The organism is Acidimicrobiales bacterium, assembly GCA_035316325.1.
Taxonomy (GTDB): Bacteria; Actinomycetota; Acidimicrobiia; order Acidimicrobiales; family VFJN01; genus DASXTK01.
This window is the reverse complement of sequence record DATHJB010000203.1, coordinates 25,936-39,260: the sequence shown is the minus strand read 5'-3', so window position 1 is coordinate 39,260 and position 13,325 is coordinate 25,936. Positions and strand designations below refer to the sequence as shown.

Sequence of the window (13,325 nt, the reverse complement as noted above, 5' to 3'; positions counted from 1 at the left end):
ACTTTCTACACTGACTGCCGTTCAAGCAGGTTTCTCATCGGAGGCAGTTCACATGCCCAAGGCAGTCGGCATCGACCTCGGCACCACCAACTCCGTCGTCGCGGTCCTCGAGGCCGGTGACCCCGTGGTGATCCCCAACGCCGAGGGTTCGCGCACCACCCCGTCGGTCGTCGCCTTCGCCAAGAACGGCGAGGTCCTGGTGGGTGAGGTGGCGAAGCGCCAGGCCATCACCAACCCCGATCGCACGATCCGCTCGGTCAAGCGGCACATGGGCACGAGCTGGAAGATCGACATCGACGGCAAGGGCTACACGTCGCAGGAGATCTCGGCCCGCACGCTGCAGAAGCTCAAGCGAGACGCCGAGGCGTACCTGGGCGACACGGTCAACCAGGCCGTCATCACCGTGCCCGCGTACTTCGACGACGCCCAGCGCACCGCCACCAAGGAGGCGGGCCAGATCGCCGGCCTCGAGGTGCTGCGCATCATCAACGAGCCCACCGCGGCCGCCCTCGCCTACGGGCTCGACAAGGAGGGCGACGCCGAGCAGACCGTCCTCGTGTTCGACCTCGGCGGCGGCACGTTCGACGTGTCGATCCTCGAGATCGGCGACGGCGTGTTCGAGGTGAAGGCCACCCACGGCGACACCCAGCTGGGTGGCGACGACTGGGACCAGCGCGTCATCGACTGGCTGGTGAACCAGTTCAAGGCGGCCCACGGCGTCGACCTGGGCGCCGACAACATGGCCCTGCAGCGCCTCAAGGAGGCCGCGGAGAAGGCCAAGATCGAGCTGTCGCAGGTGCAGCAGACGCAGATCAACCTGCCGTTCATCACCGCCACCAACGAGGGCCCCCTCCACCTCGACGAGCAGCTCTCCCGGGCCAAGTTCCAGGAGCTGACCGCCGACCTGCTGGAGCGCTGCAAGGGCCCGTTCGACTTCGCCATCAAGGACGCCGGTCTCACCAAGGACCAGATCGACCATGTGATCCTGGTCGGCGGCTCCACCCGGATGCCCGCCGTGCAGGACGTGGTGCGCGAGCTCACCGGCAAGGACGCCCACAAGGGCGTGAACCCCGACGAGGTCGTCGCGGTCGGTGCCGCGGTCCAGGCCGGCGTGCTCAAGGGCGAGGTCAAGGACGTCCTCCTGCTCGACGTCACCCCGCTGTCGCTCGGCATCGAGACCAAGGGCGGCGTGATGACCAAGCTCATCGAGCGCAACACCACGATCCCCACCAAGCGCACCGAGGTGTTCACCACGGCCGACGACATGCAGCCGTCGGTGGAGATCCACGTGCTGCAGGGCGAGCGCGAGATGGCGCAGTTCAACAAGACGCTGGGCAAGTTCCAGCTGGTCGACCTGCCGCCCGCGCCCCGCGGTGTGCCGCAGATCGAGGTCACCTTCGACATCGACGCCAACGGCATCGTGCACGTGTCCGCCAAGGACCGCGCCACGAACAAGGAGCAGTCGATGACCATCACCGGGCAGTCGTCGCTCGCCAAGGACGACATCTCCCAGATGGTGCGCGACGCCGAGCAGCACGCCGAGGAGGATCGGCGGCGCAAGGAGGAGGCCGAGGTCCGCAACCAGGCCGACACGCTCGTCTACCAGACCGAGAAGCTGCTCAAGGAGCAGGGCGACAAGCTGTCCGGCGACGAGAAGACCACCGTCGAGCAGCGCCTCGGAGACCTCAAGACCGCCCTGGGCGGGTCCGAGGTCGAGGCCATCAAGACGGCGACCGAGGCCCTCATGACGGCCAGCCAGACCTTCACCCAGAAGCTGTACGAGGCGGCGTCGCAGGAGAACGCGGCCGGTGCGACCACCGGCCCGAGCGCCGGCGCCGCAGCCACGCAGCCCAACGACGACGATGTGGTCGACGCCGAGATCGTCGACGACGAGACGCCGGAGTCGTGACGTGCCTGACGAACCCACTCCTCCCGTGAACGACGAGGGCGGCGGGTCCGGGGGCGACATCCCGGCCTCGCAGCCCAACGACGACGACGATCTGGACGCGGCTGCGCAGGCCGTCGAGGGCGATCTGGCCGTGCTCGCCGCCGAGCGCGAGCAGTTCCTCGACGCGTACCGCCGGGCCCAGGCCGACTTCGAGAACTACCGCAAGCAGGCCCAGAAGCGTCAGGACGACGCCGTGGCCCGTCAGCTCGGTGCGCTCGTGGAGCGGCTGCTCCCGGTGCTCGACGCCTGCGACGCCGCGGCGGCTCAGGGTGCGTCCCAGGCCGTCGAGCCGATCGTGACAGCGCTGTTCGGCGCGCTCGAGAAGGAGGGCCTGGAGCGCATCGACCCGAAGGGCGAGCCGTTCGACCCCGCCGTCGCCGAGGCCGTGGTGCTCGAGCCGGGCGATGGTGGCCCCCAGGTGGTGTCCGACGTGCTGCGCACGGGCTACCGCTGGCAGGGCCGTCTGCTGCGTCCGGCGATGGTGAAGGTCACCGACTAGGAGACCGGCGATGGCTCCACAGCGCGAGTGGTTCGAGAAGGACTACTACCGGATCCTCGGTGTGTCCGATACTGCGACCACCAAGGAGATCAAGAGCGCGTACCGAAAGCTCTCGCGCCAGTACCACCCCGACGCCAACCCCGGTGACGCCAGCGCCGAGGAGCGCTTCAAGGAGATCTCCGCCGCGTACGACGTGATCGGCGACGAGACCAAGCGCAAGGAGTACGACGAGGTGCGCCGCCTCGGCCCGATGGCCGGCGGCATGGGTGGTGGCATGGGCGGCGGGGGAGGTGCAGGCGCCAGCTTCCGGTTCGACAACATCAGCGACCTGTTCGGCGGCCTGTTCAACCGCGGCCGCGCCGGCGACGGCGGAGCGACCACCACGGCGCGGGGCACCGGGCCCCACCGCGGGCAGGACCTGGAGGCCGAGCTCCACCTCGACTTCGAGGACGCCGTCGGTGGCCTGACCACCACGCTGCACCTCACCAGCGAGGCCACCTGCGAAACCTGCCACGGTTCGGGGGCCCGGCCCGGCACGTCGCCGCGCCAGTGCACCAACTGCGGCGGCCGCGGCGTGCTCGACGAGAACCAGGGTTTCTTCAGCTTCTCCACGCCGTGCCCCGTCTGCGCCGGGCGCGGCTACACGATCGACGACCCGTGCCCCACCTGCGCCGGCACCGGGATCGAGCATCGGCCCCGCGAGGTGAAGGTGCGCATCCCCGCCGGTGTCCAGGACGGCCAGCGCATCCGCCTGCGGGGCCGGGGTGGCCCGGGTCGCAACGGCGGCCCGCCGGGCGACCTGTACGTCACCTGCCGCATCAACCCGCACAGCCTGTTCGGCCGTCGGGGCGACGACCTCACGCTGGTCGTGCCGGTCACGTTCCCCGAGCTGGCGCTGGGCACCGAGGTGACCGTGCCGACCCTGGAGGGCTCCACCGTGCGGCTGCGGGTGCCGCCGGGCACGCGGTCGGGTCGCACGTTCCGGGTGAAGGGCCGGGGCGTGAAGTCGAAGAAGGAGGCGGGCGACCTGCTCGTCACGGTCGAGGTCGCCGTGCCGCAGAAGCTGACGGCCGCCCAGCGCAAGGCCGTCGAGGCCCTGGCCGCGGCGTCCGACGGCACGTCACCCCGGGCCCATCTCGGGGTATGAGCAGGAAGCCGGACAGGAGGTGATCCGCGATGGCCAGCCGAGGTGGTGAACGCACCCGAGCGGTCTACGTGATCTCGGTCGCAGCCGAGCTGGCTGGGGTGCACCCGCAGACACTGCGCATCTACGAGCGGAAGGGCCTGGTCGACCCGGCGCGCACCGCCGGGGGCAGCCGCCGCTACAGCGACGACGACATCGCCATGCTGCGCCGCATCCAGGACCTCACCAACGACGGCCTGAACCTGGCCGGCGTGCAGCGGGTGCTGGAGCTCGAGACCCAGGTGGTGCACCTGCGCGCCGAACTGGAACGCCTGCGCACCGACGCGGCCGCGGCGGTCGCGGCCACGCACCGCCAGTACCGGCGCGACCTGGTGCCCCTGCGCCAGGCGCTCGTGCGGGTCACTCCTCCACCGGCTCCGCCCGGCCGGCGCTGAGCGGCTCGACGACGGGGGTCGGGGCCGGCGGCGAGGCGGCGGGGGCCGTGACCAGGGCCGCCGGGGCCAGATACGACCGGTCGACGTAGAGCAGCGGCAGGCCGGCGATCGGCCGCACGTCGAGCTGCGGGATGGTGATGCGCCCCACGGTGGGCGCCACGAGCACGTCGATCCCGGTGCCCTCCAGCTGCCAGGTGAGCTTGCGCAGCTCGCCGGGCGCCAGGCTGCCGGTGATCAGCAGCAGGTCGGCCTGGACGTCGCCGAGGGCGCCGAGCACGTCGTCGGGCGTGCCGACCACGGGTACCTCCCCGGTGTCGGTGGCAAGCCCGACGGTGTCGCCGGGCACCAGGGCGGCCACGGGCACGACGCCGGCGCCGGGGTGGTCCAGGAGGTGGTCGGCGAGCAGCCGGGCCTGACGCCGGGGCCCCAGCACGACGGCGCGCCGCATCGCCTGGCCCCGCGAGCGCTGCACGCGCAGCCAGCCCCGGGCGCCGAAGCGGCCGGTCAGCGTGAGGGCCGTCGCCAGCGGCACGATCATGATCAGGAAGCCGCGGCCGAGGCGCTCCAGGTGCACCACGTAGTAGGCGACGGCGAGCAGCGCCAGGAAGTGGGCCGCGGCGCTCACCACCCGCCGCATCTCCCTGCTCCCGGTGCCGAAGGGGCCGACGTCGTAGGTGCGGCTGGTGCCGAGCACCACCAGCCATGCCGGGACGGTGATCAGCGTGATCGCGTTGTAGGGGATCTCCGTGTTGCGCACGGTCAGGCCCGACGGACCGGGCCCGAACGACAGGATCTTCGCCGACAGGGTCGCGATCGCCACCGACAGGATGTCCAGCAGCACGAGGAGCTGCACGTGCCGGCGGAGCCACGTCGGGCCCGGCCGGGTGATCGGGTGATCGGGGGTGGTGGCCTCCGGAGCGCGCGACCCCGCGTCGCTCTCGTCTCGGCCGATCTGTCCGACAATCGAATCCACGATCGCCTTCCCCCAACCGTCCGGCACCCCAGCACGGACCTGTGGTGACCCTACTGCCTCCTCGCCCGTATTGGCCCGGGCGACTTACCCGCGGTTCGTTTCCTGGTGCAGCTCTCGTAGATGTCCAGCAGCGCCCGGGTCGTCGCGGCGGGGCTGAAGCGTTCCCGGTAGCGCGCGGCGGCCGCGGCCCCCCGTCGCGCCACCTCGTCGTCGGCGCCGGCCGCGGTGGCGATCGCGGCGGCGAGGGTCTCGACGGCGCCGCCGGTGATCCAGCCGCACTCCTCGTCGACGATCTCCGAAAGGCCGGCGAAGCCGGTGGTGATCACCGGCCGCCCGCAGGCCAGCGCCTCCGCGGCGACCCGGCCGAACGGCTCCTGCCACAGCGACGGGACCACCACCGCCCGGGCCGTGGCCATGAGCTTCTGCACCTCGTCGACGGGGAGGCGGCCGTGCCAGGTGATGCGCGGGTCGGCAGCGGCGGCCTGTTGCACCTCGTCGTCCAGCGGCCCGGCGCCGGCGATGTGCAGCGTGGCGTCGGCGGGTACGGCGTCGTGCTGCCAGGCTTCGAGCAGGTGCCGCACGCCCTTGTGGGCGCCGAGCGAGCCCACGAACACGAAGGCCCGGCTCGACGCGGGGGGCACGACGCCGGCGTCGACTGCCGGGGGAGCGACGCCGTTGTACTTCACCGTCACCCGCTCGGGCCGGAAGCCGGCGTCGTCGACGAGCCACTGCCGCACGGCCCCGCTGATGGCGACCGCGGTGACGCGGCGCCGGGCCAGGGCGGCGAACAGCGACGACGACGCCGTGACCAGTGCGCTCGCCACCTTCGATTCGCCGTAGCAGGCGTGGCGGATGCCGGGCAGGCGCCATCCGGTGGTGCACAGCTCGCAGGCCTCGCCGGCGCGGAAGTTGGTGCCGCCCACGCAGCGCACCCGCCGGTTGTGCACGGTCCACACCACCGGGAGGTCACGGCGCAGGGCCCGCCACGGCACGCTCGCCGACAGCAGCGGGAACAGGTTGTGCACGTGGACCACGTCGGGCCGGTGCTCGGTGACGGCCCGGTCGAGGCGGCGCTGCTGCGACACCGACCACACGGCCTCGACCGCCTGGCGCGCCCGCTGCGCCGACCCAGTGCCGAACACGTCGTCGTTGCTCGCCTCGTGGGTCACGACGTCGACGCCGGCATCGGCGAGCCAGGCCATCTCGTCGTGCACCGCCAGGTTCTCGCCGGACGGGACCCGCGACGAGTAGCCGTTGTGGACGACCAGCACCCGCAAGGCGGCCGACGTTAATCGGAAGACCCGCAGTGTTCACGCTGTCCCCATCGGGCGCCCGGCGACGCATGCAACACTGGTGGACGCCGCAGCCTCACTAACTTACTCTGTGGTAGCTAACTGATCGTGAGGTCCGATCACTGGGGGACCTGACCGTCGGAGAGTGCTGGGAAACGCTGGGAGCATCAGCAGGTTTGGGGAGGGAACACCTCGATGTCGCTCCGAGGAACTGGGTTCGGTCTGGCAGGGGACAAGGGGAAGATCTCCGCCGGAACGAAGGCGACACGCGTGCTGTTGCACGACTTCGCCGGGCACGCCTTCCCCATGGATCTCACGCGGGCGCTCGGCCGGCGCGGCCACACGGTGCTGCACACCTACTGCGAGAGCTACCGGGGCGGCAAGGGCCGCTTCGACGTGGATGCGGACGACGGTGACGTCTCCGTCGTCAGCCTGAGCATGGGCGCCACGTTCGCGAAGTACTCGCCGCTGCGGCGCGTCAGTCAGGAGATCGCCTACGGCCGCCGCTTCACGGCGCTGGCCGAGGAGTTCGGGCCCGACGTGGTCGTGGTGTGCAACATGCCGATCGTGGTGCAGCGCGTGGTCGCCTCGTGGTGCCGCCAGCAGGGCGTGCCCTGGGTGTTCTGGCTGCAGGACCTCTACAGCGTGGCGATCAGGGCCGCGGCGGCGCAGCGCCTCGGCGGCACCGCCGGCAAGCTCGCGGGCTACGGGTCGGAGTCGCTGGAGCGCTCGCTGGTCCGGCAGGCGGCCGCCGTCGTGCCGATCACCGAGGACTTCCAGCCCCTGCTCGACCGCTGGGGGGTCGAGCGCGAGCGCTGCACGGTGATCGAGAACTGGGCGCCGCTCGCCGACCTGCCCGAGCGGGCGCGGGAGAACGCGTGGCGCCGGGAGCAGGGCATCGCGGACGACCGCTTCGTGTTCCTCTACTCGGGCACGCTGGGGCTGAAGCACCGCCCCGAGCTGCTCTTCGAGCTGGCGGCGCAGCACACCGACGACGCCGACGTCGTGGTGATCTCCGAGGGCATGGGGGAGCAGCGGCTCCGGGCGATGCTGGCCGAGCGGCCGCTGCCGAACCTCCGGCTGCTGCCGTTCCAGCCGTTCGAGCAGTTCCCCGACATCCTCGGTGCCGCCGACACGCTGGTGGCGCTGCTGGAGCCGAGCGCCGGGACCTTCTCGGTGCCGTCGAAGGTGTTGTCGTACCTGTGCGCGGGCCGGCCGATCCTCGGGGCGATCCCGTCGGAGAACCTGGCGGCGCGCACCGTCGAGCGGTCGGGTGCAGGCCTGGTGGTGCCGCCCACCGACGTCGAGGCGTTCCTCCTGGCTGCCAAGCAGCTGCGCAACGACAGCCGCCTGCGCCAGGTGGCCGGCCGCTGCGCCCGGTCCTACGCCGAGGCGACGTTCGACACCGACGTGGTGACCGACCGCTTCGTCGACGTCATCGGGCAAGCCCTCGGGTCGGCCCGGACCATCGACCTGACCGTCTGAGTCCCCCTGAACGCCGGGGTCACCCGGCCCAGGGCGTGGGCGGCAGGCCGACCAGCTCGCGCAGCTCCGGGATGCGCCGGAGCAGCCGCCCGGACCACTGCTCCGGGCTGTACTGCGCCGCGAGCGACTCGCTGGCCACGCCCATGGCCCGGCGCTCGTCGTCGTCGGTCCGGTGGATGCGCAACAGCGCGCGGGCCAGCGCCTCGGCATCGCCGTCGGTGACCACGACGCCGTTGTAGCTGTCGAGCACCAGGCGGGCGGAGGCGCCGCAGGCCCGGCTGCACACGATCGGCAGCCCGGCGGCCGCGGCCTCGTGGATCACCACCGCCCACGGCTCGAAGCGGCTGGGCAGCACCAGGCAGCCGGCGGCGGCGAACACGTCGGGCACGTCGGCGGGCTGCACGAAGCCGAGCTGCTTCACCCCGTCGACCTCGTCGAGGAGGTGCTGGTCGGGGCCGGTGCCGGAGATCATCAGCGGCCACGGGTCGTCCACCAGGCCGCGGTAGCGGCGGTAGGCCGCGGCGAGCACGTCGACGCCCTTCTCGGGGACCAGCCGCCCGACGAACAGGAACGCGGGCGGCGGTAGCGCGGTGCCCCGCGCCCGGGCGACCGCGGCGAACCGGGGGTGGTCGCCGCTGTAGAGGCCCCAGAGCAGGCGCTCGACCGGGTAGCCGAGCCGGCCCGCGAAGTCGGCCTGCCGCTCGTCGCACACCCAGGCGGCGTCGTAGGTGGGCTCGAGCAGGAACCGCGACGACGCAACCCCGGCCCACTGCTTGGGGGTGCCGCGCCACTGGTTGTCCATGGCGACGATGCGCAGCGTCCGGCCCTGGCGGGTGCGACACACCTGGCGGTAGGCGGCGACGTTCCACGAGCAGACCACGATGGCGTCGGGGTCGAAGTCGGCCAGCAGGCGTTCGAGGGCGTCGGCGTCGGGACCGTCGCCGCCCCAGTCTTGGGTACGCAGGCCGGCGGTCACGGCGCCGGGGTCGAAGGGCGCGTCGGGCTCGCCCTGCTTGTGGACGACGAGCAGATCGGCTTCGCTGTCGAGGGCGCGCAGGCAGGCGTGGAAGTAGCCGCTGAGCCGCGCCCAGAGCACCGCGACACGGGGACGTCGCCGGACGGTCATGGTCGTGCTCCTACCTCCTGCTTCGCCGACGTCGGCGTGCCGCGCCCGTTGTTCCGGCCGGGTTCGCCGGGCGCGGGGTCGTCTGGTTCCGGTGCGGCGGTCGGTACCTCACGGAACAGGGTCCACCAGATGCCGGCGGCGACGGCGTTGCCGAGCGCCCAGCCCAGCACGAAGCCCGTCGCGTCGGCGAGCACCGCACCGGCGAGCGGCAGCCCGGCCAACAGGGGCGTCGACCACAGCCGCGCCCGCAGGCTGCGCCGGGCGTCGCCCAGGGCCCGCAGGCCCAGCAGCCCGCCGCTCAGCGCCCCACCGGCGATCGTCACCAGCCCCATGGGCACCAGCAGGGAGTCCGTCTCCGCCCAGGTGTCGCTGAAGAGCTTCACGCCCCACGCCGTCGGCAGGCCCAGCGCGACCAGCGTCCACACGGTCGCCACTGCCATCGACGCCGCCGATGCCAGCAGGAACTTCCGCTGGAGCCGGGCCCGGTCGTGACGCTGGCGGGCCCCTTCGGGCACCAGCAGCATGTAGAGCGCGGAGTGGATCACCGCCAGCGGACCGAAGACCACCCACGCCGCCCGCGTCGCGCCGAGCGCCGCCGCCCCCGAGATCGCCGCCAACCCGGCGAACGCCGCCTGGCTCACGCCTGTCGCGGTCACGAACTCGGCGAAGTAGCGGGCGCACACGTCGCGGTGCTGCACCAGCCACCGCCAGGGGTGCGGCCACCCCGGCAGCCCCCAGCCCAGCAGCGTGCCCGCGGCCGCTCCGGCGGCACCGCCGAGGCCCCAGGCCCACACGTAGTGGCCCACCGGCGCCCCGGCCGGGATGAGCGGGAGGGCCAGGCCCAGGCCGCCGAGCCACACGAGGTCGATGGCCAGCGCCGCGGCGGGCCGGTCGATCACGAACAGGTAGCGCCAGGTGTCCTGGAGCACGACCAACGGCAGCACCGCCGCCAGGACCAGCAGCGCGGAGCCGGACTCGCCGCCGAGCACCGGCGAGACGCCGCCGAGCACCACCGAGCAGCCGACCGCGAGGAACAGGGCGGTGCCGTGGATGTCGGACACGATGCCGCGACGGGCCCGCGGCCCCTGGTCGGCGTAGAGGGACAGCAGCGGCTCACCGGCGACCGCGCGCGTGCCCCCGGTGACCAGCTGGTAGGCCACCATGGCCAGGGCGAAGGCGCCGAAGGTGCCCTGGGAGCTGCCGTTGGCGACGAGGATCGTCACCGCCACGTTGCTGAGGCTCGACGCCGCCTGGTCGCCCAGGACGTAGACGCGGTGGCGCGAGAGGCCGCGCGCGCGCAGGCCCGCCCGTGCTCGACCGCGTCGCCCCGTGGCTGCTGGCACCGCTCTCCCCGGCTTGCTCGATCGTCCTACTGTACTGGTCGATCCGCAGGTGAGCCCACGGATCGCGCGGGCGCCGGCGGCTCGGAGCGCAGCTCGCGGCGGCGCACCTCCCAGAGGCAGCCGATGAGCGCGATGGGGAGCCAGAAGTGCCGGCTGAACGCGACCGGGCCGAACATCGACGACACGTTGACGGCCACGAAGCCACCGAAGAGGCCGATGGCGAGGGGGTGGAGATCGGTCCCCCGGGTGCGCAGCACCAGCCGGTAGGCCGCCCGGGTGACGGCCCCCAGGATGAGCCACAGGCCGACCAGCGCCGGGATGCCCTCCTCGTAGACCATCTTCAGCCACATGTTGTGGACGCCGTTGTGCAGGTCGCCCTGGATGGTGACCATGAGCTGCTCGGGTCGGGAAGCACCGGTGGCGCCGAGCTGGAGGTTCGGCCCGAGGCCGATCAGGAGGTAGTGGTCCAGGTCGTTGAGGATGTCCTCGTTGGCCCGCTCCCGACTCGCCACGCTCGACTCGAGCCCCGCGTCGCCCTCGCGCAGGAGGTCGAGTCGTTCGCGGATCGGCAGGTTGCTGTTGTAGAGCAGGCTGACCCCCAGCAGGATCATGAGGACCCCGACCATGATCGTCAGCGGTGAGCGGCTCCGCCGTCGCTGGCGCCGGCCGTCGGCGGTCGGTCGGGCGAGCATCCGGGCGGCGACCGCCACCCAGACCATCCCCACCAGGCCGCCACCGGTGGCGACGAGGCCCGACGTCGATCCGGTGGTGAAGAGGGCGTAGCTCAACATGCCGGCGACGGCGAAGCTCCACCGGGCGGTGCGCGTGCTGCGCGGGCTGGCCGGCAGCACCAACGCCACCGCGATGGCCACCTGGAGCCCGGGCAGCAGGAAGTTCATCAGCTCGCCGGGGTGGAACGTGAAGGCCGCCTGGCGCCCGTAGTTGTAGTCGGTGGCGAACATCGGGACGCCGATGCTGCCGAGCAGGGCGGCGATCGAGCTCACGATGAGCCCGTTGCGCCAGGCGGCCACCATCCGGAACAGGTCGCCCCGGGATCGGCACACGCTGCGGAGGATCCAGAACCAGACGATCGTCAGCCAGGCGAAGCGCGCCATGACCAGCATCGACGAGGCCGGCGCCGGCGCGAGGAGGCTCGAGATGGTGCCCCCGGTGAGCAGCACGAGGGTGCCGACCAGCACCATGCGGGGGCTGCGCCGGCTCGCCGCCGGGGCCAGGTCGCGGCTCTCGCCGGCGACGATCTTCAACACGATGACGAACGCCGCCAGGACGAAGAGGAGATCGGAGATCGCCCAGCCGGCGATGCGGGTGGAGTTGAAGGAGATGGTGAACAGGCCGAGGAGGCTCAGCCGCAGCGGCCAGCCCGTCGACTGCTCCGCTTCGGTGTCCGGAGTTGCCGGTGCGGCGGCCCGTTCCGGCTCCCCGAGGTCGGTCGGGGCGTCGACGGCGGTCACGGTCGGTTGAGCTCCGGCCGGTAGCGCCAGATCGCGATCCAGTGCTCGTCCGCCTCGTCGGTGTAGACGAGGTCGGCATCGCACACGGTCACGTCGAACAGCGGCTGCGCGGCGTTGCGCGGCTCGTGGAAGACCCGGCACGGCCGGCCGTTCTCGAGTGTGACGGGCTCGCTCTCGTCGGGGCCGTACCAGACGTAGTAGTCGACGCCCTCGGCATCCATCCGCTCGAGCTCGGTGCCGGCGCGCAGGTCGTCGAGCCAGGCGGCGTCACCCACCAGGCCTTCGAGGTGGAGCAGCGGCCGGTCGGCCAGGTAGCCGAACAAGCCGGCGCGGTCGCCCATCGCCAGCGTGGCGTCGGCGGGGAGCTCCCGGTCGACGAAGGCGGCCGCCTCGGCCGACACCGGCGAGTTGGTGAAGTTGCTCAGGAACGTCGCCGGCACCACGGTCAGGCAGAAGGCGAGGCCGACGAGCTCGGCGGCCGACGCCGCCCGTCGTCCCCAGCGCTGCAGCAGCCACAGTGCTCCGAGCGTCGTGGCGCAGAAGGCCACGAGCGCGAGGTTGTAGTGGTACCAGGGCCAGATCGGGTAGGTCGTCGCAACCACCAGGTAGGCCGTGAGCAGGCACTGGCCGGCGACGAAGGCCAGCGCGGCGTGGAGGAGCCGCCGGGTCCCCTCCGCCTGGCGCCACGCACCGACGATCGTCACCGCGGCGAGCAGCACCAGCGTCAACGCTCCCAGCCAGAGCGGCCGGCCGCTCGCCATCCCGGCCTGGAGCGCCTGCGTCAGCGGCTCCGTGTTGAGCCCGGACGAGCCCAGCGTCTTGGCCTGCCCCGACACGGGGGTCGGCGTGTCGAAGAGCCACAGGTTGACCGCGACGTAGACCAGCAGCGCCAGGACCGTGGGGCCGGCGATCGCGGCGAGCCGGCGGGCGAGGGCCGCGGGCCGCGGCCGGCCGGTGAGGGCCATCGCCGCCATCAGCGGCCCGATCGTCAGCAGGGCGTCGAGACGGCTGAGGAACGCCAGCGCGAGGGCGAGCCCCACGAGCCAGTCGCGGCGGGCGTCGTTCCCGTCGGTCCGCTCGACGAACAGCCGCACCGCCAGGAGCAGGAAGAGGAGCAGAGGCGCGGACTCCATCCCGCTGAACGACAGCTGCCCGGTGAGCACCGCCAGCGTGCCCAGCGCCACGAGGCCGGCCACCGCGCACGCCTCCGACCCGAGGGCCCGGCCGATCCGCAGGCACTCGCGCACGACGCCCACCCAGATGACGCTCTGCAGGGCGACGACGGCGACGACGAACGACGACGTCGACCGGAGGACCGACGCCAGGCCCGCCAGGCCCAGGGTCCACAGGGGGTGGTACCCGTTGGTGTCCACCAGGCCGGTGAACGTGGAGCCGTGGCCCGTGCCGATGTTCCGGGCCACCCCGAAGTAGTAGAAGGTGTCGTCGGAGAAGAGCTGGAACCACTCCGCCCGATCCTTGAGCAGGAGGAACAGGAACTGCGTGAGCGGCGGCGTCAGGGCCAGCGCGACGACCAGGGCGCGGGGCACGCGCCGTTCTGCCGGCCGCTCCGCGACCACGTCCGTCCCCACCCCATGCGTCGCCAGCATGA

The 13,325-nt window shown here is 72.4% G+C and carries 11 protein-coding genes; 5 read left to right on the top strand and 6 right to left on the bottom strand.

Annotation, left to right across the window (positions count from 1 at the left end; translation table 11 throughout):
* The first annotated feature begins 52 nt into the window (after positions 1-52).
* From dnaK to VK611_26550, 4 genes are read left to right on the top strand one after another with little or no spacing between them, the layout of a single operon-like run.
* Positions 53-1,909 carry a molecular chaperone DnaK gene (gene dnaK / locus VK611_26565; GenBank protein HMG44926.1) on the top strand — a complete coding sequence of 619 codons (1,857 nt, stop codon included), beginning with the start codon at positions 53-55 and terminating at the stop codon, positions 1,907-1,909.
* A gap of 1 nt (position 1,910) precedes the next feature.
* Positions 1,911-2,447, top strand: a complete 537-nt coding sequence (locus VK611_26560; protein HMG44925.1) for a nucleotide exchange factor GrpE — start codon at positions 1,911-1,913, stop codon at positions 2,445-2,447.
* Positions 2,448-2,457: 10 nt separating this feature from the next.
* Positions 2,458-3,594 carry a molecular chaperone DnaJ gene (dnaJ, locus tag VK611_26555; GenBank protein HMG44924.1) on the top strand — a complete coding sequence of 379 codons (1,137 nt, stop codon included), beginning with the start codon at positions 2,458-2,460 and terminating at the stop codon, positions 3,592-3,594.
* Positions 3,595-3,623: 29 nt separating this feature from the next.
* The gene (locus tag VK611_26550; protein ID HMG44923.1) at positions 3,624-4,025 is read left to right on the top strand and encodes a helix-turn-helix transcriptional regulator; all 402 of its coding nucleotides are present in this window, start codon (positions 3,624-3,626) and stop codon (positions 4,023-4,025) included.
* On the opposite strand, the gene VK611_26545 is transcribed toward VK611_26550, so the two are convergent.
* Both VK611_26545 and VK611_26540 read right to left on the bottom strand, forming a co-directional pair.
* A complete protein-coding gene (locus VK611_26545) occupies positions 3,991-4,998 on the bottom strand; it encodes a hypothetical protein (protein ID HMG44922.1) in 1,008 nt (335 codons plus the stop codon). The genes VK611_26550 and VK611_26545 overlap by 35 nt on opposite strands.
* Before the next feature lie 50 nt (positions 4,999-5,048).
* Positions 5,049-6,269, bottom strand: a complete 1,221-nt coding sequence (locus VK611_26540) for a glycosyltransferase family 4 protein (GenBank protein ID HMG44921.1) — start codon at positions 6,267-6,269, stop codon at positions 5,049-5,051.
* Between the two features lie 291 nt (positions 6,270-6,560).
* Between VK611_26540 and VK611_26535 the strand changes: the two genes are divergently transcribed.
* Positions 6,561-7,775 carry a glycosyltransferase family 4 protein gene (locus VK611_26535; GenBank protein ID HMG44920.1) on the top strand — a complete coding sequence of 405 codons (1,215 nt, stop codon included), beginning with the start codon at positions 6,561-6,563 and terminating at the stop codon, positions 7,773-7,775.
* Between the two features lie 19 nt (positions 7,776-7,794).
* Here VK611_26535 and VK611_26530 read toward each other — a convergent pair whose 3' ends face one another.
* The 4 genes from VK611_26530 to VK611_26515 form a co-directional block, all read right to left on the bottom strand.
* Positions 7,795-8,901 (bottom strand): glycosyltransferase family 4 protein, encoded by a 1,107-nt coding sequence (locus VK611_26530; GenBank protein ID HMG44919.1) that lies wholly within the window; start codon positions 8,899-8,901, stop codon positions 7,795-7,797.
* Positions 8,898-10,130, bottom strand: coding sequence for a hypothetical protein (locus VK611_26525; protein HMG44918.1), 1,233 nt, complete (start codon positions 10,128-10,130; stop codon positions 8,898-8,900). Before VK611_26525 ends, VK611_26530 begins: the two co-directional genes overlap by 4 nt.
* Positions 10,131-10,270: 140 nt before the next feature.
* A complete protein-coding gene (locus VK611_26520; GenBank protein ID HMG44917.1) occupies positions 10,271-11,716 on the bottom strand; it encodes a hypothetical protein in 1,446 nt (481 codons plus the stop codon).
* Positions 11,713-13,323, bottom strand: a complete 1,611-nt coding sequence (locus VK611_26515; GenBank protein ID HMG44916.1) for a hypothetical protein — start codon at positions 13,321-13,323, stop codon at positions 11,713-11,715. The genes VK611_26520 and VK611_26515 overlap by 4 nt, the downstream gene beginning before the upstream one ends.
* Between the last annotated feature and the right edge of the window lie 2 nt (positions 13,324-13,325).

Coding starts and splice junctions, on each gene's coding strand:
- VK611_26550 (HMG44923.1), top strand. CDS start 3,624: ATGGCCAGCCGAGGTGGTGAACGCACCCGAGCGGTCTACGTGATCTCG.
- VK611_26530 (HMG44919.1), bottom strand. CDS start 8,901: ATGACCGTCCGGCGACGTCCCCGTGTCGCGGTGCTCTGGGCGCGGCTC.
- VK611_26515 (HMG44916.1), bottom strand. CDS start 13,323: ATGCTGGCGACGCATGGGGTGGGGACGGACGTGGTCGCGGAGCGGCCG.
- dnaJ (HMG44924.1), top strand. CDS start 2,458: ATGGCTCCACAGCGCGAGTGGTTCGAGAAGGACTACTACCGGATCCTC.
- dnaK (HMG44926.1), top strand. CDS start 53: ATGCCCAAGGCAGTCGGCATCGACCTCGGCACCACCAACTCCGTCGTC.